The sequence below is a fragment of the Pseudonocardia sp. WMMC193 genome (assembly GCF_021728735.1).
In the GTDB taxonomy this organism is placed as follows: Bacteria; Actinomycetota; Actinomycetes; order Mycobacteriales; family Pseudonocardiaceae; genus Pseudonocardia; species Pseudonocardia oroxyli.
This window is the reverse complement of the sequence record NZ_JAKKDO010000003.1, coordinates 5,072,003-5,098,301: the sequence shown is the minus strand read 5'-3', so window position 1 is coordinate 5,098,301 and position 26,299 is coordinate 5,072,003. Positions and strand designations below refer to the sequence as shown.

28 protein-coding genes and 1 pseudogene are annotated in these 26,299 nt (G+C 70.5%); 22 read left to right on the top strand and 7 right to left on the bottom strand.

Going from position 1 to position 26,299, the window contains the following annotated elements; genetic code table 11:
- Window positions 1–108 precede the first annotated feature (108 nt).
- The 9 genes from L3X23_RS26265 to L3X23_RS26225 all read left to right on the top strand — a co-directional run bounded on the left by L3X23_RS26265 (window position 109) and on the right by L3X23_RS26225 (window position 5,103).
- Window positions 109–885, top strand: a complete 777-nt coding sequence (locus L3X23_RS26265; protein WP_237195406.1) for a GntR family transcriptional regulator — start codon at window positions 109–111, stop codon at window positions 883–885.
- Window positions 886–1,012: 127 nt separating this feature from the next.
- A complete protein-coding gene (locus L3X23_RS26260; RefSeq protein WP_237195405.1) occupies window positions 1,013–1,411 on the top strand; it encodes a hypothetical protein in 399 nt (132 codons plus the stop codon).
- A gap of 1 nt (window position 1,412) precedes the next feature.
- Window positions 1,413–1,817, top strand: coding sequence for a hypothetical protein (locus L3X23_RS26255; RefSeq protein ID WP_237195404.1), 405 nt, complete (start codon window positions 1,413–1,415; stop codon window positions 1,815–1,817).
- On the top strand, window positions 1,810–1,977 hold the full coding sequence (locus L3X23_RS26250; protein ID WP_237195403.1) for a hypothetical protein: 168 nt from the start codon (window positions 1,810–1,812) through the stop codon (window positions 1,975–1,977). Before L3X23_RS26255 ends, L3X23_RS26250 begins: the two co-directional genes overlap by 8 nt.
- On the top strand, window positions 1,974–3,233 hold the full coding sequence (locus L3X23_RS26245) for an FtsK/SpoIIIE domain-containing protein (protein ID WP_237195402.1): 1,260 nt from the start codon (window positions 1,974–1,976) through the stop codon (window positions 3,231–3,233). Before L3X23_RS26250 ends, L3X23_RS26245 begins: the two co-directional genes overlap by 4 nt.
- Window positions 3,230–3,394, top strand: coding sequence for a hypothetical protein (locus tag L3X23_RS26240; protein WP_237195401.1), 165 nt, complete (start codon window positions 3,230–3,232; stop codon window positions 3,392–3,394). The genes L3X23_RS26245 and L3X23_RS26240 overlap by 4 nt, the downstream gene beginning before the upstream one ends.
- On the top strand, window positions 3,391–3,579 hold the full coding sequence (locus tag L3X23_RS26235) for a helix-turn-helix domain-containing protein (RefSeq protein ID WP_237195399.1): 189 nt from the start codon (window positions 3,391–3,393) through the stop codon (window positions 3,577–3,579). Before L3X23_RS26240 ends, L3X23_RS26235 begins: the two co-directional genes overlap by 4 nt.
- Window positions 3,576–4,838 carry a tyrosine-type recombinase/integrase gene (locus L3X23_RS26230; RefSeq protein ID WP_237195398.1) on the top strand — a complete coding sequence of 421 codons (1,263 nt, stop codon included), beginning with the start codon at window positions 3,576–3,578 and terminating at the stop codon, window positions 4,836–4,838. Before L3X23_RS26235 ends, L3X23_RS26230 begins: the two co-directional genes overlap by 4 nt.
- Window positions 4,831–5,103 carry a hypothetical protein gene (locus tag L3X23_RS26225; RefSeq protein ID WP_237195396.1) on the top strand — a complete coding sequence of 91 codons (273 nt, stop codon included), beginning with the start codon at window positions 4,831–4,833 and terminating at the stop codon, window positions 5,101–5,103. Before L3X23_RS26230 ends, L3X23_RS26225 begins: the two co-directional genes overlap by 8 nt.
- 69 nt (window positions 5,104–5,172) lie before the next feature.
- Here L3X23_RS26225 and L3X23_RS26220 read toward each other — a convergent pair.
- A pseudogene (locus tag L3X23_RS26220) lies at window positions 5,173–5,310 on the bottom strand.
- Window positions 5,311–5,764: 454 nt separating this feature from the next.
- Between L3X23_RS26220 and L3X23_RS26215 the strand changes: the two are divergent.
- The 4 genes from L3X23_RS26215 to mobF all read left to right on the top strand — a co-directional run bounded on the left by L3X23_RS26215 (window position 5,765) and on the right by mobF (window position 13,295).
- On the top strand, window positions 5,765–6,460 hold the full coding sequence (locus L3X23_RS26215; protein WP_237195393.1) for a DUF2637 domain-containing protein: 696 nt from the start codon (window positions 5,765–5,767) through the stop codon (window positions 6,458–6,460).
- The gene (locus tag L3X23_RS26210; protein WP_237195391.1) at window positions 6,460–8,328 is read left to right on the top strand and encodes a type IV secretory system conjugative DNA transfer family protein; all 1,869 of its coding nucleotides are present in this window, start codon (window positions 6,460–6,462) and stop codon (window positions 8,326–8,328) included. Before L3X23_RS26215 ends, L3X23_RS26210 begins: the two co-directional genes overlap by 1 nt.
- On the top strand, window positions 8,318–8,977 hold the full coding sequence (locus tag L3X23_RS26205) for a hypothetical protein (protein WP_237195388.1): 660 nt from the start codon (window positions 8,318–8,320) through the stop codon (window positions 8,975–8,977). Before L3X23_RS26210 ends, L3X23_RS26205 begins: the two co-directional genes overlap by 11 nt.
- Before the next feature lie 124 nt (window positions 8,978–9,101).
- Window positions 9,102–13,295: a MobF family relaxase gene (gene mobF / locus L3X23_RS26200; RefSeq protein WP_237195386.1), complete on the top strand. Its 4,194-nt coding sequence runs from the start codon at window positions 9,102–9,104 to the stop codon at window positions 13,293–13,295.
- Between the two features lie 1,222 nt (window positions 13,296–14,517).
- Here mobF and L3X23_RS26195 read toward each other — a convergent pair.
- The 3 genes from L3X23_RS26195 to L3X23_RS26185 form a co-directional block, all read right to left on the bottom strand.
- Entirely contained in the window at window positions 14,518–14,739 is a 222-nt protein-coding gene (locus L3X23_RS26195; RefSeq protein WP_237195383.1) for a hypothetical protein, read from the bottom strand.
- Between the two features lie 215 nt (window positions 14,740–14,954).
- Complete coding sequence (locus L3X23_RS26190) at window positions 14,955–15,209, bottom strand: IclR family transcriptional regulator C-terminal domain-containing protein (protein ID WP_237198128.1); 255 nt, start codon at window positions 15,207–15,209, stop codon at window positions 14,955–14,957.
- Entirely contained in the window at window positions 15,181–15,465 is a 285-nt protein-coding gene (locus tag L3X23_RS26185) for a hypothetical protein (protein WP_237195382.1), read from the bottom strand. The genes L3X23_RS26190 and L3X23_RS26185 overlap by 29 nt, the downstream gene beginning before the upstream one ends.
- Before the next feature lie 493 nt (window positions 15,466–15,958).
- On the opposite strand from L3X23_RS26185, the gene L3X23_RS26180 reads away from it, so the two are divergent.
- The 3 genes from L3X23_RS26180 (at window position 15,959) to L3X23_RS26170 (ending at window position 18,957) form a co-directional block, all read left to right on the top strand.
- Window positions 15,959–17,311, top strand: coding sequence for a Rieske 2Fe-2S domain-containing protein (locus L3X23_RS26180; protein WP_237195380.1), 1,353 nt, complete (start codon window positions 15,959–15,961; stop codon window positions 17,309–17,311).
- A gap of 2 nt (window positions 17,312–17,313) precedes the next feature.
- Window positions 17,314–17,805 carry an aromatic-ring-hydroxylating dioxygenase subunit beta gene (locus tag L3X23_RS26175; protein WP_237195378.1) on the top strand — a complete coding sequence of 164 codons (492 nt, stop codon included), beginning with the start codon at window positions 17,314–17,316 and terminating at the stop codon, window positions 17,803–17,805.
- Window positions 17,806–17,883: 78 nt separating this feature from the next.
- Window positions 17,884–18,957, top strand: a complete 1,074-nt coding sequence (locus tag L3X23_RS26170; protein ID WP_237195377.1) for an SDR family NAD(P)-dependent oxidoreductase — start codon at window positions 17,884–17,886, stop codon at window positions 18,955–18,957.
- Between the two features lie 103 nt (window positions 18,958–19,060).
- Here the strand turns inward: L3X23_RS26170 and L3X23_RS26165 are convergent, their stop codons facing one another.
- Window positions 19,061–20,329 (bottom strand): transposase, encoded by a 1,269-nt coding sequence (locus tag L3X23_RS26165; protein WP_237190731.1) that lies wholly within the window; start codon window positions 20,327–20,329, stop codon window positions 19,061–19,063.
- 199 nt (window positions 20,330–20,528) lie between these two features.
- Between L3X23_RS26165 and L3X23_RS26160 the strand changes: the two genes are divergently transcribed.
- The 6 genes from L3X23_RS26160 to L3X23_RS26135 all read left to right on the top strand — a co-directional run bounded on the left by L3X23_RS26160 (window position 20,529) and on the right by L3X23_RS26135 (window position 24,638).
- Window positions 20,529–21,197 (top strand): 3-phenylpropionate/cinnamic acid dioxygenase subunit beta, encoded by a 669-nt coding sequence (locus L3X23_RS26160; RefSeq protein ID WP_237195376.1) that lies wholly within the window; start codon window positions 20,529–20,531, stop codon window positions 21,195–21,197.
- Window positions 21,197–21,508 (top strand): hypothetical protein, encoded by a 312-nt coding sequence (locus L3X23_RS26155; RefSeq protein ID WP_237195373.1) that lies wholly within the window; start codon window positions 21,197–21,199, stop codon window positions 21,506–21,508. Before L3X23_RS26160 ends, L3X23_RS26155 begins: the two co-directional genes overlap by 1 nt.
- A complete protein-coding gene (hcaB, locus tag L3X23_RS26150) occupies window positions 21,505–22,290 on the top strand; it encodes a 3-(cis-5,6-dihydroxycyclohexa-1,3-dien-1-yl)propanoate dehydrogenase (protein WP_237195371.1) in 786 nt (261 codons plus the stop codon). Before L3X23_RS26155 ends, hcaB begins: the two co-directional genes overlap by 4 nt.
- Before the next feature lie 26 nt (window positions 22,291–22,316).
- The gene (locus tag L3X23_RS26145) at window positions 22,317–22,514 is read left to right on the top strand and encodes a ferredoxin (protein ID WP_237195369.1); all 198 of its coding nucleotides are present in this window, start codon (window positions 22,317–22,319) and stop codon (window positions 22,512–22,514) included.
- Complete coding sequence (locus L3X23_RS26140; protein ID WP_237195368.1) at window positions 22,514–23,725, top strand: NAD(P)/FAD-dependent oxidoreductase; 1,212 nt, start codon at window positions 22,514–22,516, stop codon at window positions 23,723–23,725. The genes L3X23_RS26145 and L3X23_RS26140 overlap by 1 nt, the downstream gene beginning before the upstream one ends.
- Window positions 23,726–23,897: 172 nt before the next feature.
- Window positions 23,898–24,638, top strand: coding sequence for a class II aldolase/adducin family protein (locus L3X23_RS26135; RefSeq protein WP_374205008.1), 741 nt, complete (start codon window positions 23,898–23,900; stop codon window positions 24,636–24,638).
- On the opposite strand, the gene L3X23_RS26130 is transcribed toward L3X23_RS26135, so the two are convergent.
- On the bottom strand, window positions 24,582–24,797 hold the full coding sequence (locus L3X23_RS26130) for a hypothetical protein (protein WP_237195366.1): 216 nt from the start codon (window positions 24,795–24,797) through the stop codon (window positions 24,582–24,584). The genes L3X23_RS26135 and L3X23_RS26130 overlap by 57 nt on opposite strands.
- A 7-nt stretch (window positions 24,798–24,804) precedes the next feature.
- The gene (locus L3X23_RS26125) at window positions 24,805–26,208 is read right to left on the bottom strand and encodes an IS30 family transposase (RefSeq protein WP_237190097.1); all 1,404 of its coding nucleotides are present in this window, start codon (window positions 26,206–26,208) and stop codon (window positions 24,805–24,807) included.
- Between the last annotated feature and the right edge of the window lie 91 nt (window positions 26,209–26,299).

Below are 26,299 nucleotides of genomic sequence, written 5' to 3'. Positions count from 1 at the left end.
ACCGCAGACTGTCGCAGTTGGCCGCGATCGGCCGCGGTTGCTGTCGTTCACTCACGTCCTACCCGTAGGCTACTGCTACCTACAGTTGCCTACTCGTCTGGAGAAGCTGTGTCGCTCGGGTCCCTCGACCGCAGCGACGATCGCGCGCCCTACAAGCAGATCGCCGACCAGCTGCGGGGCGCGATCGAGCGGGGTGAGCTGAAGCCGGGCGACCGCTTGCCCTCTGAGGCAGACCTGATGCGGCACTACGACATCGCGCGTATGACGGCACGTCAGGCGATCCAGGAGCTGCGCACCGAGGGGCGAGTCGTGGCCGAGCAGGGGCGCGGAGTCTTCGTGCGGTTGCCCGCTCCTGTGCGGCGGCTCGCCTCCGACCGATTCGCACGTCGACACCGTGACGCCGGCAAGGCGGCCTTCATCGCTGAGGCCGAGAAGGCGGTCGTGGCGCCGAGCGTCGACGACATCCAGGTGAGTCGGGGGCCGGCTCCGCAGCCCGTCCGCGAGCGGCTGGGGCTCGACGAGCCCGGTGAGGTCGTCATCCGCTCGCGGCGGTACCTGGCCGAGGGGCTGCCCGTCGAGACCGCAGTCTCGTACATCCCCGCGGATCTGGCAGACGGGACGGCGATCGCCGAGCAGGACACCGGGCCGGGCGGCATCTACGCCCGCCTGGAAGAGGCGGGGCACGAGTTGGCGCACTTCACCGAGGAGGTGTCCGCACGGATGCCGACGGTCGAGGAGCGGCGCCGGCTCCAGATCCCGTCAGGCACGCCGGTCCTCCTCGTTGTGCGGACCGCATACGACACGGCGGGGCGGGCGGTCGAGGTCTGCGACACCGTCAAGGCCGCTCCCGCCTACGTCCTGGAGTACGACTTTCCCGCTCGCTGACCTGCCGATCCGGCTACGGCAGTATCTCGTCGTCTTAACTCCTCTAGTTGTCTGTGTGATTCGTGCTACCGTCAAACGGCGAGGTCCTCTAGAGGACCTTCCCGCACACATCGACTCGGGAGACCCGGTGATCCAGAACTTCACGGTGGACCAGAGCAAGACCTTCAACTCACTGCTGCTGCTCGCGGTCGAACCGAAGACCGCCTTCGGCGACCAGTACCGCCAGGAGGTGACCAAGGAGGGCACGCCGAAGTGGACCGCACAGATCGCGGCCGAGTTCACGGCGTTCGGGCGGTCGCAGCGCGAGCTGATCAACGTCGGGCTGGTGAGCGACAAGAACCCGGGCGAGAACCTCGCGCCCGGCACGCAGGTGGAGATGAGCGACTTCGAGATCGGGGTGATGGAGAAGCGGAACCGCGAAGGGCAGGTCACCGGCGTGCAGGTCTGGTACCGGGCCGGCGGCCTCCGTCCGATCACCAACGGACACGGCAGCAAGCCGCGGCCCGCGGCCGAGGTAGGGGCCTGACATGGACCAGCGGACCGAACGACATGCGGCGGCGATGGCTAAGGCCGGGGTGGGGCTCCTCGCGCTCCCCCTCGCCGAGCTGCCGCCAATCACGCACGTCGGCGTGCTGAACGACCGCGGCGGGGTGCTCGTGGAGCTTCAGCTCGCGCATCCCGTCGAGGCGGCGGGTGCCCTGTGCGCCTGGGCGGACGTGCTCCCGGATGCCATCGCTAGCGCGAGAGTGCACGAGACCTATACGCGCCTTGAAGTGGCCGGGGTGGTCGATGGCGTCCCCGTCGTCGTGTGGGGGCACCTGCGCGATGACCATCGCATCGACGCGGGACCCGTCGTCGACCTCGACGGGACGCTGACGGTGGCTGCATTGCGTCGCCTCGCCGAACGCTGGGCGGTGACGGTCAATGCCTAACACCACCACGGCGGTCCTGGTGTGCACCGCCTGCCCATACGTCTGGGAGCCGGCGGCGGTCAGGTCGGACGAGTTCGCGATCCTCGTCCGCCGTGGATGCCCCGACTGCGGCAACTGGATCTGGCTCGGTGAGCTGGTCGAGGCGGGTGAGCAGCGATGAACGCAGAGACCGTGCGTGCGCTCCTCGTCCGGCTCGGTGCCTGGATCACCCGCCGCTCGGTCGACGGTTGGCGGACCCTACGGACGCTGCTCGCGCTCGTCCGGCTCGGGCTGCTGTGGCGCTCGTTCTGCGGCAACACCGGGCTGGCGCTCCAGCGCATCCACACCACCGAGCATGGCCGGCTGCGCGTCGAGGTCTACGCCGTGCCGCGTCTCGACCGCTACACGATCAGCCCGCACGGCTGGTCGATGCGCGTCCGGCTGCGACCCGGCCAGCACCTCGACGACTACGCGACCGTCTGCACCCCGCTCCGCCACACCGCGCGGGTCCAGTCGGTCAAGGCGCTCGAACTCCGGGACCAGCCCGGATTCCTCGAGCTGCGCATCCTGCGCCGCGACCCACTCACCCGTGTGACCGAACGGCCCCGCGAGCAGGCGCCGGGGAGGCTCGTCTGCGGGAGCACCGACAACGGCGATCCGCTCATCCTGGACTTCGCCGAGCACCCGCACTACCTGATCTCGGGCGCCACCGGATCGGGGAAGTCGATGCTCCTCAGCGGACTTCAGGCGGCAATCGCCCCGACCGACGCCGCGATGGTCTGTTGGGACCTGAAGTTCGGGATCGAGGCCGAGGCCTGGCGAGCGCGCTACACCGAGGTCTGCACGCGCCAGGACGACGTGCTGGCCTCCTGCGGGCGAGTCCTGGCCCTCGCCGAGGAGCGCGCGGCGATCCTGCGCGATCTCGGGGTGCGGAACGTGGCCGAGGCCGATGCGCTCGGCGTGCATCTGCGGCGGGTCTACGTGCTCGTCGACGAGGTCGCGGAGATCGCGCTCGACCACGACGGAGAGCGCACCGCTGATCGCGTCCTGCGTGAGCTGCTCCGGATCGTGCAACTCGTCCGGGCGATGGGCATCCACGTGATCCTCTGCGGCCAACGCTTCGGCTCGGATCTCGGCAAGAGCGTGACCAGCATCCGCGCCCAGGTCTCGGGGCGGATCTGCTTGCAGGTCAACGACGTCCAGACCGCGGAGATGGTGCTGGGCGGCCTCGATCCCGAGGTCCAGAAGCGGGCGCTGAGCCTGCACCGACCCGGGATGGGCATCGTCCACGCCGGACAGGACTGGCACTACGCGCGCTGCTCCTACCTGACCACCTCCGAGGTGCGTGCGCTCGCGACCGCGCACGCCGACCGCCGCGTGAGCTGGGACGAGCTGACCACCGCCGACACCGCGGCCGTGAAGGAGCCCGCGCGATGAGCACCCTGTCGATCATCGCCGTCACGGTCCTGATCAGCTCGCTCGGCCTGATCTACGTCATGGCTCGGGCTCGGACGTTCGGTCCTCTGGTCCTCGTCGGCGTCGTGCTCGGCGCCTCGGCCGGGATCACCGCCACCGCGCTCGTCGGAGGGATGACATGAGCGAGCCCGTGAAGATTCTGCTCCGCGTCGAGGAGGTGGCCCGGATGCTCGACATCGGCCGCTGCCGCGTCTTCGACCTGATCAACTCCGGTGACCTGGTCTCGGTGAAGATCGGGGCCAGTCGGCGCATCCCCGAACAGGCCGTCCGTGACTACGTGTCCCGGCTCGTGGAGGGCGCCGCGTGACCGAGGGGAAGCGCACCCGGCGACCCAACGGCCGGTCATCGATCTACCCCGGCAAGGACGGTTGGTGGCACGGCTACGTCACCGTCGGGATCAAGGCGGACGGCAAGCCGGACCGCCGGCACGTCCGCGGCCGCGAAGAGCACGAGGTCACCAAGAAGGTCCGGACCCTGGAGAAGGAGCGGGACTCCGGACTCGTCCGCAAGGCGGGCCGCGCACCGACCGTGGCGCAGTGGATGGAGACGTACCTCGACACCATCGCGGCGCGGCGGCTCGCGCCGAAGACGCTCTACGACTACCGCTCCAAGACGGAGAACTGGATTGTCCCGCACATCGGCCGCCATCGGCTCGATCGGCTGCTCCCCGAGCACCTGGACGGCCTCTACGCGGCGATGTTGAAGGCGGGCAAGGCGCCGTCGACCGTGCTGAAGGTGCACCGGGTGATCTCACGGGCCCTGAAGATCGCGGTGCGGCGTGGCAAGGTCGCCCGGAACGTCGCGACGCTCGTCGACCCGCCGTCCCTCGGCTACACCGAGCAGGCCCAGTTCTCGCGCGAGGAGGCGCGGAAGGTCCTCGCAGCCGCGCAGGGCCGGCGCAACGCCGCCCGATGGTCGGTCGCCCTCGCCTGCGGGCTCCGGCAGGGCGAGGCGCTCGGACTCCGCTGGGAGTACGTCGACCTGGAGACCGGCGATGTGAAGGTCTGGTGGCAGCTCCAACGCAACGTCTGGCAGCACGGGTGCGACGACCCGCACGCCTGCGGCGAACGACTCCACCGCGCCACCTGCCCACCGAGGTGCACGCGCCACGCGAGCCGATGCCCGCAGCGGTTCGGCGGCGGACTCGTGTTCCGGCGGCCGAAGGGCAAGAGCCGCCGCCAGATCACGATGCCCGCGAGCCTCGTCGAGGCGCTGCGCGAGCAGCGGAAGACCCAGCTGGTGGAGCGCCATCTCGCCGGCGACGCCTGGCGGGACCTCGATCTCGTCTTCGCCGAGTCCGACGGGTCTCCGATCGACCAGAAGTCCGACTGGAAGGAGTGGGCCGCTTTGCTCGCCGACGCGGGCGTCCGGCAGATCCGCATCCACGACATGCGGCACACCGCCGGAACGCTGCTGGTGGCGCAGGGCGTCCACATCCGGGCGGTGCAAGAGATCCTCGGGCACTCGGACGTCAGGACCACCGAGGGCTATACGCACGTCGCGAGCGAGATCGCCCGCGACGCCGCGGCCCGGATGGACTCGGCGCTGTGGGGCGGCGATGACTGACCGCGCCGACTTGGTCCACAGCGCTCCGTGGGCGCTGACCCCGCCGTACAACACCTACGACCCACGACTCCACCGGCAGAGCGGGGAGCCGGCCGATCATGCCCGGCATCGCATCCTCGCGCTGAAGGTGGCGACGCTGCCCGAACCGCTCGACGGACTCGAGCTGACCGACTACGAGCGCCAGGTCCTCAGCTGGATCGGCTGCTGGGAGACGCACACCGTGGCCGTCCTGGCCGCACTGCTTCGACGCGCCCGCCGGGCGTAACTGCAACCAGAAACGCAACCAGCTCGACCGAGAATGATCATGTAGTCCAGCGTTGTCGCTGGTAGGTGATGGAGCCGCCTTGGGGAGTCGAACCCCAGACCTACGCATTACGAGTAGTTTCCAGTCCTTGGTGGACGCTGGTAGAGATCGGCGGAAACCGACTCTCACCAGCAGCTTTACTAGTTGAGACCGACTGCTCTTGGCGGCAGTTGGCGGACCTGGTGCGGACTAGACGCGGACCGCCCACATCGGACTTAACCTCGACCCCGATGTAGGCGCCCCCGGGACGCGGTGCGGCAACACCGGCCCGGGGACTTGATCAGCCCAGGAGCTGACCCGTGCACATCTTGTCCGACGCCAGCGCACACGCCGAGCGCAACCTTGACCCTGATCGCCAATCGTGTAGGCCGTATCCGGCCGACGCCTACGAAACTGCCTTTCGCCCCCGAGTGGCCCGATGTGAGAGCTGCGGCCGAAGGGGCGGGCTCTCCGTCGACACCATTCAAACACCTGGTGGCGTCAGCTGCGTGACGCTTTGCACGATGTGTGGGCTGCGGGCAGCCTTCGCTACCGATAAGCGAACTATCGAGCACGCGCAGCATGTCGCTCCCCCAATCGACCGAGAACAGCGAGGCCAGGCCGGCGTCGGCGGTGATCGGCGATGAGCAGGCCCACCCCGCGCTGGGTCCGCGTGGTCACCGTCGCCTCGGTCTCGGTCGTGGCCGCAGTCGCTGCAGTCGCCTCCTACGTCCACATGCACGAGCTCGCGACCGAAGCGGGAGAAGGTTGGCGCGCGCACCTGATTCCTCTCTCGGTCGACGGGCTACTTGTGGCTGCCTCGATGGTGATGCTCGTGCGCCGGCGTGCGGGGCTGCACGCCGGCCTGCTGCCGTGGACCGGGCTCGTCCTGGGCCTGGCCGCGTCGCTGGGTGCCAACGTCGCCGCCGCAGCCCCGACACCGTTGTCGTGGATCGTGTCGGGGTGGCCGCCTTTGGCGCTGGCCCTGTCCTTCGAGCTGCTGATCCTGGTAACCCGCCAAAGCGAGGGGACGGATGCGTCCGCCGGGGTCGAGTCGCAACTCAACGCAGCTTTCGAGCCCGAGACGGACGCGACTCAACCGCTGCACGTCGTCGACCCCAGCGGCTGGTGGGGCACCGCACCCGATGCCGGTGCCGACGGGTCCGCCGCCCTGGAGCAGTCCGGGCGCGACACCGAGACCGAGCGACGGGCGATCGAGCTGATCGCCAGCGGCGCTGGCCGGGTGCGGCTGGAGCGCGAGCTGGGAGTCACCGAGCACGTGGCCAAACAGCTCATCCGCGCTCACCGCGGATCGGCCGCCCACGAGCGGAGGACCTAATGAGCGTCCTTCTGTGCCTCGCCGGGGCGACTCTGTCCGCCCTGGTCGGGGTGGGCGCTTGGCGGCGACGCCGTCGGATGGTCGCATCGGTGCTGGCGGTGCTGTCGGGCCTTCTCGTGCTCGAGGCACTGGCCACGCTGCCAGAGAGCGGCCTCGCTGCGCTCGCGGTGATCGTCGGGGTAGCGGTGCTCAGGGCCGCGGTGCTGCTGCAGCGTCGGGCCCGGTCGGCCTCGACGGTGAGCCGCTGGGGAGAGCGGGCACGCCGGAAGGCCGGCGTCGCCTCGACCCTCGACGTCCTCCACACCGCCAGCGCACCGGCCGTCCGCCGTCGAGGCACGGTGGTGCGCCCGTCCCTGCAGGTCCGCTCCAGGCTCGAGCAGGCCAGCACTCCCACGACCGAAGTCGCGTTGCCGCTGTGTCGGGTCGGGCTGCTTCGGGTGTGGTCGCTGCTCGAGGACGTCGTGTGCGTGTTCGGCGGCCCGCGCACGGGCAAGACCGGCTGGCTGGCCGGTCGCGTTCTCGACGCTCCCGGGGCCGCGGTGGTGACCTCGACCCGCACCGACCTCTACGAGCTCACCCGCGGACTTCGCGCCCGGCGGGGTCCGGTACACGTGTTCAACGCCGTCGGGCTGGGCGGCATCGCCTCCACCGTCTGCTTCGACCCCCTGCAGGGCTGCGAGGACCCGGTCACCGCCGCGGAGCGGGCCACCGACCTGCTCGCCGCCGGCTCAGTCGCGCGGGCCGGGGATCGGGAGTACTGGGAGGCCCAGGCTCGCCGGGTCCTGGCCGCGTTCTTGCACGCCGCGGCGCTCGGCGGGCGGGGCATGCAGGCGGTGCTGGCGTGGGTGGCCGATCCGGATGAACACGAGCACGAGGTGACCTCGCTGCTCCGGATGTCGCCGGTGCCGTCGTTCGTGCAGGGCGCCACGCAGTTCCTCACGACCAATGAGCGCACCCGTTCCTCGATCACGTCCACCGTCATGCCCGCTCTCGGGTGGCTCACCTCCCCCGCCGCATCCGCCGCCGCGTCCGGCCGGGGCGGGCGGCCCGCCCTCGACGTTGCGGAACTGCTGCGCACCCGAGCGACGATCTATCTGCTCGGGGCCGAGGAGACCCAGGCCGCTCCGCTGGTGTGCGCCTTGACCGGGCACATCGCCCGCGAGGCGCGCCGCCTTGCCGCCCGCAAGCCCGGAGGCCGGTTGGATCCGCCGCTGCTGCTCGCGCTCGACGAGGCGGCGCTGATCTCCCCGGTGCCGCTGGAGTCGTGGACTGCAGACATGGGTGGGCGCGGGGTGGCGATCGTCGCGGCGTTCCAGTCCCGGGCCCAGCTCATCTCCCGATGGGGCGAGACCGGCGCGGCGATCATCCTGAACAACACCGCCTCGGTCATGGTCTTCGGCGGAACCCGCGACCGCGACGATCTGGACTACTGGTCGGCGCTAGCCGGCGAACGCGACGAGCCGGTCGCTACCACCGACGAGCACGGCGCAGTGCTGTCCCGGACGGTGCGGCGGGTCCCGGTGATCGCCCCCGCACAGTTGGCGAACCTCCCGTTCGGGCGGGTGCTACTCATCCGCCGCGGGATGCCACCGGTCATCGGGCGGGTGCGCATGGCCTGGAAGCGCCGCGACGTCCGCACCCACACCCGCGCCAGCCGAGCAGCGGCGTGGGATGGATGGGAGGCCCAGACTGAGCCGTCTCCCGCCCGGCGGGAGGTCTCCCACCCGGTTCTCCCGTCGCCCACGCCGCCTCCCATCGGCCCTCCCAGGCCGGCACATGCAGCCGCCGAGGAGCCAGCGGCTCGATCTGCCGAGGCCGCGAACCGGGTGCGCAACGGGCGGGTGTGGGAGGTGCGTGGTGTCGGCTGATGCCGAGGGGCGGGTGGTGGCCCTCTCCCGGGAACTGGAGCGCACCTCCCGCCGCCTCGGCGAACTCGACGCCCTGGTGCGCGAGCTGGCGGGCACCCTCGCCGAGCTCGCCGCGGCCCCCGCCGGTGCCCAGCCGCAGCAGCCAGCCAGCCCGGTCCGGCCCTGGCTCGGAACGCCCGATGTCGACACTGCGGTGGCGGATCTGGAGGACCTCGCCGACTGGCTCGCCGCGGTGTACCTGCGCTACGCGGACGCGCTCCTGCCGTCCTGCTGGGCCTGGCACGCCGACATCGTCGAGGAGCTGCACTGGCTGCGCGGGGCCTACCACGACGCCTACGGCCTCAACCCGCCCGGCGCCGGCGCAGCGGCGCGTCAAACGCCCTCGTGGCAGAAGGTCGGGGACTGGCACGACCGCCTCCGCCCCGGCGTGGTGCGACGGATCAAGACCACCGCGGGCTCCTGCGAGCTGTCCCGCCACGCCCCCGGCCAGTACCTGCCGCAGCGCCAAAACGCTGCCCCGCTGGCCTCTCAGCTGCGTGCCATCGCCGCTTCCTGGGCCAGCACAGGCGCGCCCCCGACCGTCACCGACGACCTGCTCGCCCAAGCCCGCCACGAACAACAGCTCCACCTCCGGAACCACCAGCCATGACCCTCCAGCCGCCTCCACAACCCCTCTTCCAACATCAACTACTCAAGATCACAAACCGACGCACACCGATGCATCACGATCCCGAGGTGTCCGCGGCCTGTGGCCGCGGCGAAGGAGCGCCGCTGTGCTGAGCATCGCCACCGGGCACGACCCCGGCTACCTGACCAAGGCCGTCGCCGGTGGCCGGGAGGGCTACTACACCGGCGCCGAAGCCACCGGCGAACCTCCCGGGCTCTGGTACGGCGCCGGCGCCGAGCTCCTCGGCCTGCACGGCCAGGTGGACGCCGAGTTGATGGAAGCCGCCTACAGCCATCTACTCGATCCCCGAGACGCCGCAGCACACGCTCGTGCCACGTGGGGCGAGGCCACGGCGCTGGCGGCGGGGCATCGCAAATACCGCACCGCGGAGCAGATCTACGCGGACCTGCTTGCCGTGCATCCTGAGGCCGGGCCGGAGGAGCAGGCGCAACTGAAGGCTAGCGCGGAGCGGTCGGCGCGGCAGGCGGTCGCGTTCTACGACGTCACGTTCTCCGCCCCGAAGTCCGTGACCGTGTTGGGGGTGGCGTTCGAGCGCGCCGAGAACGACGCCCGCAAGAGCGGCGACCATGAAGTCGCGGCAGCCTGGGCGGCACACAAAGAGGCGGTGGAGGATGCGGTGCTGGCCGGGGCGCGGGCGAGCATCGACTATCTCGCCGACGTCGCCGGCTACGCGCGGGTTGGGCATCACGGTGGGGGTGCCGGGAGGTGGACCGATGCCCACGAGTGGGTGGTCGCCCAGTTCCTGCAGCACGACTCCCGCGATCGCGACCCGCAGCTGCACGTGCACCAGGCCGTGCTCAACCGGGTGCCGTGTGCGGACGGGAGCTGGCGGGCGATCGACGGGAGAGCCATCCACGACCACCGCGGCGCCGCGGGCGCCATCGGCGAGCGAGTCATGGAGGCCCACCTGACCCGTGCCCTCGGGGTCCGGTTCGCCACCCGCCCGGACGGGAGGGCCCGGGAGATCGTGGGAGTCCGCCGGGAGGTCCTCGAGCTGTTCTCCACCCGCCGCCGCGCCGTCACCGCGAAAACGAGCGAGCTGGTTCGCGCGTTCACCGACCGGTTCGATCGCGAGCCGTCGAACCTCGAGCGCACCCGCCTCGCCCAGCAGGCCACACTGATCACCCGGGCCGGCAAGTCGCACAACGGCGAGACCTTCGAGCAGCGCCTCGACCGGTGGGAGGCCGAGACCCGCACCCTGGTCACCGGAGGGCTCGCCCAGGTGGCCCACGACGTCCTGGACCTCGGCCAGCAGGCCAGCCCGGCAGAGCACTGGTCGGTCGACGACGTGGTGGAGCGGGCCCTGGCCGCCGTGGCCGAGCGGCGCCAGTCCTGGTCCCGCTCAGACCTGACCCGAGCGATTTCCGACGCCCTCCCCGGGCACCTCCACCTCGATCCCGCCCGAGTGCTGGGGTTTCTCGACGGGCTCACCGACATCGCCATCGAGCGTGCGGTCCGACTCAACGTCGAGGAGGAGACCGCCGGGCTGCCGACCGAGCTGGTCCGAGCCGACGGCCGCTCCGTCTACGCCAAGCCCGGCGCCGCCCGCTACACCACCCACGGTCAGATCGCCGCCGAACGCGAACTCCGCAAGGCCGCGGTCGTCCGCGGCGCCCCCGCCCTCGCCGTCGATCAGGCACGAGCGGTGGTGGCGCGCTTCGCCGAATCCGGGCGCGAACTCGGCGCCGACCAGGCCGCGGCCGTGGTCGGGGTGCTGTCCTCCGGGGCCCGGGTCGAGGTGCTCTCCGCCGCGGCCGGCACCGGGAAGAGCTTCACCGTCGCCGCCCTCGCCGACGCCTGGACCGCCACCGGCCACCGCGTGATCGGCCTCGCGCCCTCGCAGATCGCCGCGCAGGTTCTGGCCGAGGAAGGCCTGCCCGCCCACAACATCGCCCGCTGGCTCACCTCGACACCTATCGTCAAGAAAGGTGACCTGGTGGTCGTCGACGAGGCCGGCATGGCCACCACCGCCGATCTCGCCCGGATCCACCAGCACGTCGCCGCTGCCGGCGGCAAACTCCTGCTGGTCGGGGACCCGCGCCAGCTCGCCGCCGTCGGGCCCGGCGGCGCACTGGCCGACCTCGGCGAACGCGGCCTGCGCTACGAGCTGGCCGAGGTCCGCCGCTTCACCCACCCCTGGGAAGCCACCGCCTCACTGCACCTGCGCGACGGCCACCCCGCCACCCTGGACGCCTACCAGCGACACGGGCGCATCCGCGACGGCGGCGCCACCGAGCAGACCGAGACCGCTGCCCGGCGGGCCTGGCTCGCCGACACCCTCGCCGGCCGCGAATCCCTGCTGCTCGTCGGCTCCAACGAAGCCGCCGCCCGCCTCTCCGCCGAGCTACGCACCGAACTCGTCGCCCTCGGCAAGGTCGCCGAGCACGGGGTCGAGCTCACCGCCCAAGGCACCGTCGCCGGCGTCGGGGACCTCGTGCAGGCCCGCCGCAACGCCTGGCATCTCCTCGGACACGACGGCAACACCCGCGCCCCGATCAACCGCCAGACCTACCGGGTCACCGCCACCCTCGACGACGGCGGCCTGCAGGTCACCGACCCCACCGGCATCACCCTGTCCCTGCCCCGCGGCTACGTGGCCGAGCACCTGACCCTCGCCTACGCCGCCACCGTGCACGCCGCCCAAGGCCGCACCGTCGACACCGCCCACGCCGTCCTCGGCCCCGGCGCCGACCCCGCCGCGCTCTACGTCGCGCTGACCCGCGGCCGCCACCACAACACCGCCCACGTCATCACCCGCCCCACCCCCGAGGACTCCCCCGCCGGACAGACCACCACCGTCGCACCCCGCACCGGACGCGCCGTGCTCGCCGACATCCTCGACCGCGACCACACCGACCGCACCGCCCTCGCCGAACACGAACACGCGCATCACGAGTCAAGGTCGACGGCGCGGCACGTCGACCGGCTCGCCGCCGAGATCGCCGACGCCACCGCCGGCCGCATCCATACCCTGCTCGACCGGCTCACCGACGACGGGCACCTCACCCCCACCCAGCGCCTCGACCTGGCCGCCGACCCCGCCCTGTCCGGCCTCGACCGGCTGCTGCGCAGCTGCGAGCTCGCCGGCCACAGCCCGGACGCACTCCTGGGCGCCGCGGTCACCGCGCGCAGCCTCGACGGCGCCGACCATCCGGCCCAGGTGCTCCATGCCCGCATCACCAAGACCTTGGACGGTATGCCGTCGCCCCAGATCGGCAGCTACGCCGAGCTCATCCCCACCGACCTCGCCGAGCGCCGACACGAACGGCTCCAGCTGCTCGCCGACGCCGCCGACGATCGGCGCCGCGAACTCGGTGCCCAGACCGCCGAGCAGGCTCCGCAGTGGGCCGTCGAAGCGCTTGGCCCCGTCCCCGACGACCCCGTGGCCCGCGCCGAGTGGGAGCACCGCGCAGGCTGGGGTGCCGCGTACCGCGAGCTCGCCGACCACACCGACAACCAGGACCCCCTCGGCCCGCCACCCCCGGCCGGCGTCGCCGAACACCACGCCGCCTGGCACGCCGCCCACACCGCCCTCGACCTGCCCGACCGCGGCGCCGACGAACAACAAATGACCGACGGCCAACTCCGCATCCGCGTCGCCGCCTACGACCGCGAGAAAACCTGGGCCCCCGACTGGGTCGCCGACGACCTCGCGACCGCCCATGAACAAGCCCAACGCCACCACACCGACGCCGAACTGTGGACCGCACGGGCAGCAACTCTCGGCGATCCGATCGAACGCGCGCAGCTACTGGCCGCAGCCGCCGAAGCCCGTGACGAGGCCGGACGCGCCGCCGCTCGCGCCGCCGAGCTGGAGATCATCGACGACGCTCGCGCCACCTGGTACGCCCACACCGCCGTCACCCGAGTCAACGCCGACCGAGCCCGCAACGAGCTCGCCGCACGCGGCGTCGACCTCGACAGCCCGGCCGACCAGGTCACCGCGCAAGAGTGGCTCGACGCCCACCGCGCCGACCAGCTCGTCGAGGAGCACTACCGACAGATCACCGACCTCGACGTCGCGGAGGACGAACGGCAGCTCGCGCCGCACACTCGGACCGAGCGGGCCGCGCACCGCACGACCGACGACAGCACCGTCGATGCGATCCGTCGCGCGCAGAACGCCCTCGCCGAGATCCATGCGCGGGAAGATCTCGACCGCGCTCACGGCACAGAGGAGTCCGCCGAGCAGGCCCGCGCCCAACAGCTCGCGCTCTGGGCGGAGCAGGACCGGGTCCAGGAGATTGCGCTGGATCAGGCAGCCGCTTACGAGCGCTGACCAGATGCGAGCGAGGCCTTTGTTCGTGCAATGAGGTCCACGAGTTGCCGGCAGCGCCGGGCCTCGCTTTCGACCCTGCGACGCAGCTCCAGCCGCCGCTCGGGCTCCTCGAACGCCCACGGTTGGGCGGCGATCTCCCGCTCCGTCAGCTGCTCCGGCGACGGCAACGATCCGTCAGCAAGTCGCTCCGGAATCGGCAACGGCGGCCGGTCCTGCCGCCCGAGCAGCCACCGCAAGCACACCTCGCCGCCCTCAGCCCAGCCCACCCCCGCAGGCAACACAGGCCAGTTCCGCACCCCGAGCTCGGCGCAGATCTCCTCCAACGGCGGCGGAGGAACTCCGGGAGTCGCGGCCGCCGCGCACGCCCACATCTCCGCCGTAGCCAGCTCACGCGTCACCGGCGACTCATCCCGCTCCGTGACAGGAGCAACCCGCCCGTCACGAACCCAACCCAGGCAGCCGCCACACCCGCCGCGAAGGCAGACTGCTCCTCCCGGTCCACGGCGTAGGCGATCCAATGCAGGTCATCGAACTCACGTCGCCCGCGAACAGACCACTCTGGATGCACGGGCTGCCACGCCATGAGATCCAGTATCGCGCCGCGCGGCGCATTCGCGCCGGCCTGTCTGATATCGCGGTCCGCGGAGGCACCGTCCGAATGTCCGTGGCACCGAAACCGCGTTTGATTCCGGCGGGGACGGGAGGCTGGCCGTCGTGGCGAACTGAACTGTCATACGAGGCGTACTCGGCTCGCCATTCCTCGACGCCTCGTAAAGTCGAGCCTCAGACCTACGCAGTATGAAAATTTTCGGCCTCCCGGGCCACCCCCGGCGTCAGTTGCATCAGCAGATCACGATGGGCACGCGCCCAGAGCACACGACGTGCTGCCCGCCGCCTTGGCGGCGGTCCGGAACAGCGCCGCGCAGCTCCTCCTGGTCTGTCGGATCGACGATGGCAACCGGGAGCTGCCCGGCGGCCGGATCGAGGTTGGCGAATCCGTCATCGAGACCTCGCCCGAGCCCGCATCAGCGCGGTCCTCGACACCGGTCCGACCGCCGACTCCGGCAATGAGGAGGTGACCTCCACCGACACCATCCCAGCGCTCAGCGCCTGACAGAACCAAGAGATCACGCGGCAGCCGTCACACCACGCCAACGGGCTTGACCGCTGTTGAGCAGGACGCGCGCTTGCCCGGCCTCGTCGCGGACGGAGATGAAGGGGCCTAATCGATCCCGCGGACATGGTAGTCGCCAGGGTTCGGGATCTCCGTCTGGTGTCTGATATAGACACAGCAACGACCGAGGACCTGCCGGAGCTTGATTTGGTGGATCGACGGATCGTTGAACACCTCGGCGGGCACCAGGCCGTTCTCGATGTCCGCCCGCATGTGCTCGAGCAGCTCGTCCGCCCGCGACCTGCGGGCCACGGAGAACCTCGCGTCCATCGACAACTGTTCCCTCCTCGAGGCAGACGACCTGCCGATCTGGAGGCCGAAGAATGTCTTTCTTCGGCCGGCAAGGTCCCGGGGCCACGGCTGGACGCGGCGTGCCCGCTACGGCATCAGGTCCCGGCTGACCTCCTCGATGGTCAGCTTGGCTCGAGAGGCCAGCTCGTCGAGGAACCTGTGGCCGGACAGTCGGGACACCGGTGCGGCGACGCTCACTGCGGCCACGACGTCGCCGTGCCGGTTCTGATCGCCACCCCGATGGACCCGGCGCCGACCTCGCTCTCCTCGGAGTTGTGCGCGAATCCGTGCCGGCGAACGCTCTCCAGCTCTGCGAACAGGGCGGATCGGGTACCGATCGACTGCGACGTCAGGGTCGACAGCTCCGTGTCGGGGTAGAGCGCGAGGAGCGCGTCGTCGTTCAACTCGGCGAGCAGCGCCTTACCGGCCGACGTGCAGTGAGCCCACATGGAGGCACCGGTACGAGACACGACCCGGACCACCTTCTGCTCTCGACCCGTCCAGGAAGAGCACCTGCTGCCCTTCGCGGACGACGAGATGCACCGTCTCGTCGGCGTCGCGGCTGAGCTGCTCGAGGAACGGCCGTACCTGTTTACGCAGGTCCATGCCCTGCAGGCTCGCGACACCGATCCGGATCAGCACTGGGCCGGGGACGTAGGCCTTGGACTCCGGGTTCTGCCGGACGAACCCGTAGTACTGCAGCAATCGCGAGCAGCCGGTGCGCGGTGGAGACCGCGACGCCGAGGGCCGCGCTGACCTCAGACACCCTGGACGCCTGCGAGCCGCCATCTCGATCACCTTCCTCCCGTCCGGGTCACCCGGCGGGACTCGACGGTCCTGCGGACTCACCGAGACCGCTCTCCCCGAGCGGCCCCGTCCGTGGTTGTCACCGGATGGATGCGGACGACTGCTCGCGGCCAGCAACGAGGAGGGGTGCGCTTCGGAGAGGTGCTCGAACCTTTTGACATTGCTGATCGTTATAGACACGCTTTCTGGCACGCAGATACGTGCTGTTTCGTGATGAGGAAGGGCCGCGGCGCCGTCGACGCCTGGCCCGAACCTCATATCTCTGCGGATCCCGGTGGCGAGAGGCGTCTGATGTGGAACGTCGGCAGGTCCAACCACACCCGGCGGCAGAGGTCCCACAACTGAATTCGGGGAGGGGCACACCCGCATCCGCAACAGGAGGGCAAGCGTCATGACGAGCGTAAGCGAGCTCAGGAAGATCGTTGACTGGCAGAACGGCCTCGTCGCGCCCGCAGTTCACTTCGATGAGGACCTGTACCGCATCGAAGCAGACCGCGTCTTCAACCACTCCTGGCTCGTCGTGGGTCACGAGGACATGGTCCGCAAGCCTGGGGACTACGTCACGAACTACATGGGCGAGGTGCCTGTCATCGTCGTCCGCGACGCTGGCGGACAGATCCGTGTCTTGGTCAACCGCTGTGCGCACCGCGGCAACCAGGTCTGCCTCTTCGACCGCGGCAACGTGAAGGGCTTCACGTGCTCGTACCACGGGTGGAGCTACGGCCTGGACGGGACGCTGACCGGCGCGCCGATGGAGCAGATGCTCTACCGGGGAGAGCTGGACAAGGCGGCGTGGGGACTGGAGGAGGTCGCGAACGTCGCGAACTTCAAGGGTCTCCTCCTCGCCTCGTTGGACCCGGCGGCTCCCGCGCTGGAGGAGTGGCTCGGCGAGGACGTGCGCTGGTGGCTGGAGAACTTCGTCCTCGCCGGGCCCCTCGGTGGCCTGGAGACATTGCCCGGATGGCACCGGTACCGGTCGCCGGGGAACTGGAAGCTCGTCTCGGAGAACTTCATCGGCGACGACTACCACGTCTACTCCGCGACGCACGTGTCGTGGCTGGGGATCCAGCAGGAGCTCATGGCGGAGGGGGTGACGATCCCGATCATCACCTACCCCGGTTACGCGGAACCGCCGATGTACGAGGGCAGCGGCGGCTACGGCCAGGGCTGCCCGTTCGGCATGGGCATGGTCCTCGCCGACAACGATTCGATGTACAACCGCGACCTCGCCGAGGCCAAGGAACTCGGCCCGGAGGCGGTCGAGTGGGTGGAGCACCGGCAGCGGAAGCTGCTCGAGCTGGTCAAGGACCGGGACGTCAAGCCCTACAGCTTCATGAACGGGCTGCTCTTCCCCAATCTCGGGCTCATGGGGTTCTTCTCGCCGATGCTGGGCCGTCACTTCCAGCTGTTCCACCCGCGCGGGGCCCTGGAGCACGAGTGCTGGCAGTGGACCATGGTGGAGCGGGACGCCCCTCAGGTGATCAAGGACCTGGCGGTCCAGCGGGTGTACCAGGGCCAGCACATGGCGGGCCTCATCGCCCCGGACGACGTCGAGAACTTCGAACGAATGGTCGAGGCCGGCCGGCCCGAGCGGAACTGGGAGCGCCCGTTCCACTACGGCCTGCAGTTCGGCCACGAGCACGAAGGCCCGCAGGGGCTGCCGGGGAACCTCGGCCCCAACCCGAGCGAGGCCAACCAGCGCCAGTTCTACCGGTTCTGGCTCGAGCTGATGGAGCGGAGCTGACGATGGCGATCGACTGGGAGCGCAAGCGCGAGCTCGAGGACTTCCTGTACCGCGAGGCGCACATCCTCGACGAACACCGCCTGGACGACTGGCTGGACCTCTTCACCGACGACGTCGAGTACCTGGTCCCTCTGCGGGAGTACACACAGGGCGAGGTGGAGCCCGCCGGACATCCTGTCATCAGGGACGACAAAGCGATGCTGACGGCGCGGGTCCGCAAGGACGCCACCGGCTTCTCGCACGTCGAGACCCCGGTGTCGATGACCTGCCACCTCATCAGCAACGTCGTGGTGGAGGAGACACCCACCCCCGACGAGGTCGACGTGCTGAGCGCGTTCACCGTGCGCCAGGCCAGGAAACTGCGCGACGAGGCCTGGTGGGCGGGCCGCCGGCGCGATCGGATGCGCCGCGTGGACGGCGGCTGGAAGATCGCGCGGCGCGAGGTGCACCTCGACGCGACGGTGCTGCCGCGGGGCATCGCCATCTTCTTCTGACCTTCGGCCGCGCGCGGTCGCGGCCACCCTCCGGGCGGCCGCGGGTTCGCGTGGTCTCTCCTCGAGAAGGGAACACGCATGACCCAGCAGGTGTCGGGAGACGAGGCCAAGACCCGGCAGGACGAGCTGATCCGCCGCGCCGTCGAGCAGTGGCGCGACCAGGTCGCCGACCGGGTGGTCGTGGTCACCGGCGGTGCTCGGGGCATCGGCCGGGCGATGATCGAGGGCCTGGCGAGCGCGGGCGCGAAGGTGGTCGCCGCGGACAAGACCTGGAACGGCGCGGAGCAGTTCCGCGAGCAGCTGGAGTCCTCGGGCCGGGGGATGGCGGTCGAGATGGACGTGGCCGACGACGCTCAGATCGACGCGGCCTGCTCGGCGGTCGTCGACCGGTTCGGCACCGTCGACGTCCTCGTCAACAACGCCGCGCTCGTCTCCGAGACGCTGTTCCGCCCGTTCGGCCGGGTCCCGACGCTGGAGACCAAGGACAGCGACTGGGAGGCGATGTTCAGGGTCAACGTCTTCGGCGTGGTCAAGACGATCCGGCGGTTCATCCGTCCGATGATCGACCAGGGGCGCGGCAGCATCGTCAACGTCGTCAGCAGCGGGGTGGTGACCAGCACCACCGGGGGCGCGTACTTCGGGCTCCGGCCGTGGACGGTCGAGATGCCCTACCAGGCCACCAAGGCGGCGGTGACGGCCCTGACGTTCTACTTGGCCGAGGAGGTCAGGACGCAGGGCGTCGCGGTGAACGCGTTCATGCCCGGCCACACGCGGGCGTCGTGGTTCGACGACACCGCGCGCGCCGTGTCCGAGCAGGGGGGCGTCTACTTCATGCGCCCGGCCGTGCCGGACCACGTCCTGCCGATCTCGCTGTTCCTCTCCGCGCAGGACGGGCGCGGAGCCACCGGCCGGCTGTACTACATCCCGGACTGGAACTACGACCACGGCTTCGGCGACTACGCGACGTGGCTGGACCACGCGCTGCCGGCCGACATGGAGGAGACGTACCGCAAGCTCGAGGCGGCGTCGCCGCCGTACGAGCGCTCCGGTGTGCCGCACCTGCCGTTCGACGCGCAGGGAGCCCTCTTCATGGCCGCGATGACCAACATGGCGGCCGGCCAGGGCGACGGCGGCCCGGAGCAGAGCACGTGAGCGAGCGCAGCGAGCGAACCATCAGACACAGCAGCAGCAGCGCGAAGGCCGCCGACGAGCGCAGCGAGGAGTCGGCATGAGACACCCTCTGTCAACCTTCGGGTCAGGCGGCTCGGCCGAGGGCTCGGTTGCGGTTGGCGACGTGGACGGCCTCGTCGTAGAGGACACCTCGGGTCAGGCAGTGCCAGAGGATCTCCAGCCAGCGGTTCCCCAGGGCCCGCAGCGCGTTGTGGTGACTCTTTCCGGCAGCGATCTTCCCGTCGTAGAACTCCCGCGCCCAGCCGCTTCGAGTAAGGCTGCAGAACGCCCATTGGTGCACGGCGTCACCGAGGTATCTGTTGTGCGCCAGGCGTCTCGCGACGACGAAGTCGCTTTTTCCCGAGCGTCGGGTGACCGGGGCTCGACCGGCATAGCACTGCAGACCGTTCGGAGAGTCGAACTGCCCGAGGTGCTCACCGATCTCACCGGCGACCCGAGCTGCGAGTCTGTCTCCCAGGCCGGGGAAGCTCAGGTAGATGTCCCCGCCCGGGAAGGCCTTCCCCGGGTCGGGCTCCTCCACGGTGTGATCACGCCGGGTTCGCCGCCCTCCCAGGAGCAGCTCACCCATGCGCTGTTCCCAGCCGCGGCGGGCCTCGTGCAGGGCGAGGAGCTGGACCGCGGCCAGCCGGATCCCGGCGGCCTTGGCGCGCACGAGGTAGTCCCGCGTGGGCAGCGACGGCACGGTCAGAGCGGCGGTGACCCGGTCGGCGAAGCGGCCGGGCCAACCGTGCCGGCCGGCGCGGGCGAACGCCTCGAGCTCGTCGCGGGTCGCAGCGGCGAGCTCGTCCTGGGTCGGCCAGCGCTCCAGCAGTCGCAGCACCGTCGGAGCACCGAGGTCCTTCCCGGCAATGATCAGCGCGGCGGGGTAGGTGGTCTGCAGGTCGGCTCGGAGCCGGTTGAGCAGGCGGCGTTGGTCACGGGCGGCGCGTTCGTCGTCGCGGCCGATTGCGCGCAGCTCGCCTGCGATCGGCCCGTGCGGGACCAGCGTCTTGAGCACGGCGTGGCGGTCGAGCGCCAGCAGACAGCAGATCCTCGCGTCCTCGGCGTCGTCCTTCTTCCGCGCCGGGCCGCGGCGGCGGGCCACCAGGTCCGGGTTGACCGGCAACACGGTGAACCCGGCGTCGAGCAGGGCTTCGACGAGCAGCCCGTGGCGGGTCTCGATGACCACCCGGACCTCGGCCGGGTCGGGCTCCAGGCGCAACGCACGCTCGACCAGAGCAGCGACACCGTCCGGTCCGTGCGCGATCCGGAACTGCTCGACCACGCCTTTCTCCACCGTGCCGAGGGCGACGTCATGAAACTCCTCAGCCCAGTCGATGCCGATTCCCAGCACCCGCTTCTCTCCTTCCGCCGATCACATTCTGCTCGCTGTGCTCGGCGGACCGGGAAGGCGCTGCGTCGTGCTGATGAACCAGTCCTCGCGGGACCACACCCTCCTGGACATCAGACCTTCGCCGGGGCCCGGCAGGGGCGCCGTCTCATGCCAGTCCTCAAGGGACAAGCGCCGAAAGCGCTCCCTGCCGGGAACCACCGTGCGAAAGGAAGGTAGAGCCATCAGCCTCGACACCGCACCCGCCGGCCCGAAGGCCGCCGAGGAGAAGGTCGGCGCCAAGCCCACCGGCAACGGCGGTCGGTACTCGGCGCAATCCCGCCTCGGGGGGCACGCGCCGCGCACCGAGCGAACCGGCAGGGCCCTGCCGTTCGACGACCCGCGCCACCTGCAGGCACACCAGTGGATGGTGGAGGAGGCCTACATCCTCGACGCGCAGAACTACGAGGACTGGCTGGACATCCTCACCGAGGACATCCACTACATCATGCCGGTACGGGTCACCACGGCTCTGACCGCGGGCTTCGACTCGGCACCGCACATGGCGCACTTCGACGAGAACAAGTACTCGCTGTCCCGGCGCGTCGCCCGGTTCCTCACCGAGCACGCGTGGACCGAGGACCCGCCCTCGCGGCTTCGCCACCACGTCACCAACGTCCGTACCTTCGCCACCCCGAATCCGGACGAGCTGATCGTGGACACCGCGATCCTGCTCTACCGCAGCCGCGGTGACGTGCGCGAGGCGTCGGTGATCTCCGCAGGGCGCGAGGACCTGCTCCGCAAGGTCGGGGACGGCTGGCAGCTCGCCCGTCGCACCATCCTGGTCGACGACTCGGTGCTGCGGACGCAGAACCTGGCGGTTTTCCTGTGATGCGCCCCGGCCTGCAGTGGGAGGGCGAGGCCGAGGATGCCGCCGCCGCGGCCGCTGCTGCGGCCGAGCTCCGCGAGCTGAAGGCCCACCAGACCGGGGAAGCCATCACCGTCGGCAATGAGTTCTCCGAGATCCGGGTGTCGCGGGTGGAGACGCGCAACGGCGCCCGCCTGCTGGTCGAGTCCCCGAAGTCCGGCCAGTGGGTGGCCCTGTGTCCGCTCGAGGTGGAGTCCCTGACCTGGCAGACCGCGGACACCTTCTCGGCCATGATCGGCCACCCGTTCGGCCCGTTGTTCGAGGAGGAGACATGAGCGGTTGGCTTGAGGGCAAGCGCGCTCTGGTCGTCGGAGCCGGCTCCGGGATCGGCCGCGCCGTGGTCGACGCGTTCCGCGCCGAGGGCGCTCAGGTTGCGGTCCTGGAGCGGGACGAGGCCAAGTGCGAGAAGCTCGCCGCCGAGATCCCCGGTCTGCCGGTGGTCGTCGGCGACGCGACCACGCGGGGGGCGAACGAGGAGGCCGTCGCGGCGGCCGTAGAGGCCTTCGGTGGTCTCGACGTCCTGGTCAACTGCGTCGGTGTGTTCGACTTCTACCGCGGCGTCGGCGAGCTCGACGCGGATCGGATCGACGACGCGTTCGACGAGATCTTCCGGGTCAACGTCAAGAGTCACCTGCACTCGGTGAAGGCGGCACTGCCGGCGCTTCGCGAGAGCCGTGGCTCGATCCTGCTCACCGAGTCGACCTCGGCGTACTACCCGGGCCGGGGCGGAGTCCTCTACGTGTCCACCAAGTTCGCGGTGCGCGGGCTGGTCACAGCGATGGCGCACGAGCTGGCGCCGGAGATCCGGGTCAACGGCGTGGCGCCCGGCGGCACATTGAACACCGACCTGCGCGGCATCGGCAGCCTCGGGTTGGACGAGCGCAGGCTGAACGACACCCCCGGCCGCGCGGAGGAACTCGCCGGGCGTGTGCCGCTGCAGGTGGCCCTGTCCGGTGAGGACCACGCGTGGAGCTACGTGTTCCTGGCATCGGACCGCGCACGAGGCGTCACCGGCGGAGTTGTGCACCCCGACGGTGGCATCGGCGCCAAGGCCTGAATTTCTCTCGGAGAGGAAGAGACGACATGGCGGTCGTGAAGGCCGATCTCGAGGCGTGCCAGGGGTACGCCAACTGCATGGTCGGCGCGGAGGACGTGTTCGACATCGACGACGACGGGGTCGTGGTCCTGCTCAAGACGACGATCGCGGACGCGGACCGGATGAGGGTCGAGGAGGCGGCGCGCAGCTGCCCGGTGTCGGCGCTGGTCGTCGAGGACGAGTGATGACTCGCACCGTGATCGTCGGGGCGTCCGTCGGCGGGGTGCGGACGGCTCAAGCACTGCGGGCCGCCGGATACGATGGCGGGATCGTCCTGGTCGGGGACGAGGCGGAGCCGCCCTACGACAAGCCGCCCCTGTCCAAGGGGCTGCTCGCGGGCAAGGCCACCGTGGCCAGCGTCGGCCTCCTGACCCGCGAGGCGGCGGCCGAGGCGAACATCGAGCTGGTGCTCGGCAGCCCCGCGGCCGGTGTCGCGGACGGGCAGGTCGTCCTCGCCGACGGCACGAAGCTCCCGTACGACGAGCTGGTGATCGCCACCGGCGCGCGAGCACGGCCGTCGCTGTGGGGCAGCCCGCCCGGCGTGCACGTCGTGCGCACGCTGGAGGATGCCCAGCGGCTCGGTGCCGCACTGCGCGAGGGCGGTCGCCTGGTCGTGATCGGGGCCGGGTTCATCGGCGCCGAGGTCGCCGCAACCGCGCTCGGCATGGGGCTCACGGAGGTCACGGTCGTCGACCCGGCGCCGGTGCCGTTGTCCCGTGTGCTCAGCCAGGAGGTCGCCGCCGGGTTCGGCAAGCTGCACGCTGGCCGCGGGGTCACGACCCGGTTCGGTGTCGGCGTGGCCGACATCCGCAAGACAGGCGACGGTCTGGAGGTCGTGCTCGACGACGGCACCGCCCTTCCCGCCTCCACCGTGGTGGTGGGCATCGGGGCGGTCCCTAACGACGACTGGCTGGCCGGCAGCGGCATCCCCACCGACGACGGCGTGCTCTGCGACAGCCACTGCCGGTCCATCGGGGCTCCGCACGTCTGGGCGGTTGGTGACGTGGCCCGCTGGTGGCACCCTGGCTACGAGCGGACCGTCCGGCTCGAGCACTGGACCAACGCCGTTGAGCAGGCGGTGTGCGTGGCCCACAACATCGTGCACCCGGACGATCTGCGCAGTCACGCGCCCGTCGAGTACGTGTGGAGCGACCAGTACGACTGGAAGATCCAGCTCGTCGGGCGGACCGGTGGGGACACCCACGTGCGCGTAGAGGGCGCCGACCCGGAGAGGTTCGCGGTGCTCTATGCCGAGGGCGACGACTTCGTCGGTGCGCTGACGGTGAACTGGCCCAAGGCGCTGATCGCCTGCCGCCGGGCCCTGGCCGGCGGCGGAGCACCCTTCGCCGAGGTGCAGGCGAAGGTGCAGAACGCCCGTCCGGTGGCGGCGCCATGAGCGAGCTCAAGCACCAGCGGGAGCTCATCGCCGAGGCCTGCCGGGTCTTCGCCGGCCACGGCCTCGCCGACGGCATCCTGGGGCACATCAGCCTGCGGATTGACGAGAACCGCCTCCTGGTGCGCTGGGGCGGTCCGCATGAGCGCGGGTTCGGCTACACGGTGCCCGGGATATCCGGCTCGTTCACCTCGACGGCAACGAGGGCGTCTCCGGCGAGCTCGACGGGTACTCCCCGCCTAATGAGATGCCCCTGCACACCGAGGTCCTGCGCCGTCGGCCCGACGTCGACGCGGTTCTGCACGCCCACCCACCCGAGCTTGTGGCGGCAGACCTGGCAGGGATTCACATTCGGCCGATCGTTGGGGCGTTCGACATCCCCGGCACCCGGCTCGCGGCCGGGGGGTCCCGGTGCACCCGCGCGGGTGCTGGTGCGCACCCGCGCGCTCGCCGAGGAGATGGTCGACTCCATGGCCGGACGGCCGGTGGTCGTCCTCCGGGGACACGGGCTGACCAACGCGGCGGCAACCGTCGAGCAGGCGGTGCCGCAGTCGGTCTCGGTCGGTGGGCTGGCCCGGCTCTCGCTGAAGGTTCTCACCGCCGGCGGCACCCTCGCCGACCTTCCCGACGAGGACATGGCCGAGTTCCCGGAGCTTGGCGCGGCCTTCAACACCACCACCGCCCGGCGGCACGAGCTCGCCCGACTGCGCGGGGTCGTCGATCCCGAACCCTTCTGACACCTCTTCCACCACCAGAGGAACGATCAATATCGATCCGCCGAAGAGTCTCCCACCGATCACGGATCGGCGCGGTTGCGGCGCTCGCCCCCATCCTGGGGGCTGGCGTCCGGCGGCGCGCTTCAGCCCGGCGCACGGCCTGCTCCGGGTGTCGCCGTCGCGGCCCCGGTGGCGGGTGATCGGGGCCAACGCGGGTGGGTCATCGAGCCGTGGGAGAGCCGGCGATCGTCGTCGCCGGTGAGCAGCAGCGCCCGCAGCGGGAGAGTGAAGTTGTGTCCCAGGGCGTGGTGTAGGTCCTCGGCCCGGACGGCGTGGGTGACCTCGAGGGAGGAAGCCATGGCGGGTTCAACCGGTCGATGCAACACCGGGCTGCGGGAGCGAGCGTAGTTGCTCTTCGAAGACCTCGGCAGGGGTCTTCCATCCGAGGACCTTGCGGGGTCGGTTGTTCAGTGCGTGAGCGACGGCCTCGAGTTCCTCGGCGGACCAGCGCGATAGGTCGGTTCCTTTGGGGAAGTATTGGCGCAGTAGGCCGTTGGTGTTCTCGTTCGTCGGGCGTTGCCATGGTGAGTGGGGGTCGGCGAAGAAGACCCGCGTCCCGGTCTCGACTGCGAACAGCGCGTGCCCCGAGAGCTCCTTGCCGCGATCCCAGGTCAGCGTCTTGCGTAGCTGTTCGGGCAGCTTCGTCATCGACGCGGTCAGCGCGGCGTTCATCGCGACGGCCCCGTAGCCGCCCAGCGACGGCCCGTTCTTGACATACGGCTTCTCGCCCCAGCCTTGCTCCCGCGGCAGGTGCACCAACAGCGTCGAGCGGCTACTGCGCTCGACGAGCGTGCCGATCGCCGACCTCCCGGTGCCGATGATCAGGTCGCCCTCCCAGTGCCCGGGAACGGCGCGATCCTCGGCTTCAGCGGGACGCTCGCGCAGGACGACATCGGCGGTCACGTGACCCTGCGCCTTGTTCCGGGATCGCGCCCGCGGCTCCCGCAGCGCACGCCCTGTCCGCAGGCACGCGACCAGCTCACGCTTGAGCGCACCGCGGCCCTCGATGAACAGCGATTGGTAGATCGCCTCGTGGCTGATGCGCATGGACTCATCATCGGGGAAGTCCACCTTCAGGCGCTGCGCGATCTGTTCGGGGCTCCACGCCAGCGACCATCTACGGTCTGCCCGGTGCGGCTTGTTGAGCCCCTTCCAGACCGGCGGTGTCGGACCCGCGACGATCGTGCCGTCAGGTCTACGGACGTTGCCCGCGAGCCGGTCTTGGACGTACTCGCGCAGCCGCGGGTTCTCGACCAGCTTCGCGGTCTTCGGGCGTTTCGCAGCCTGCTGGGCCTTCCACTGCGCCACCCCGGCGCGGTACTCCACCTTCCCGCTACGGGTGGCGGCGTTGCGGCGTAGTTCGCGTGAGACCGTCCCGGGGTCCCGCCCGATCGCCCTGCCGATCTCACGGACTCCCTTGCCCTTGGCGCGCAAGATCGCGATCTCCTCGCGTTCGTCGAAACTCAGGCAGCGACCCGACGGCTCGGTCAGCAAGATCGGCGGCATGCCGCCAGCGTGGCGAAACCAGCGGGCACCGACCGGCCACGACACGCCGACAGCCAACGACGCCTCCACCGTCGTGACACCCGTGGCGATCAGCCGCCAGAACTGTCGCTGCACCACCCGCGACGGCTCTGGCCGCCCAGGGGAACGCATCGGCGGCCGCAGCGCCCGATCAGCACGCCACTGCCGGCGAAGCCCCTCGGGCATATCGCCGGTCCTCCTGCTCCAGTCCTTCGTCGCCATCCCTGGACTCCTCCGTGATCAGGGTGTTGCGACGACCGTTTGAATCCGCCCATCG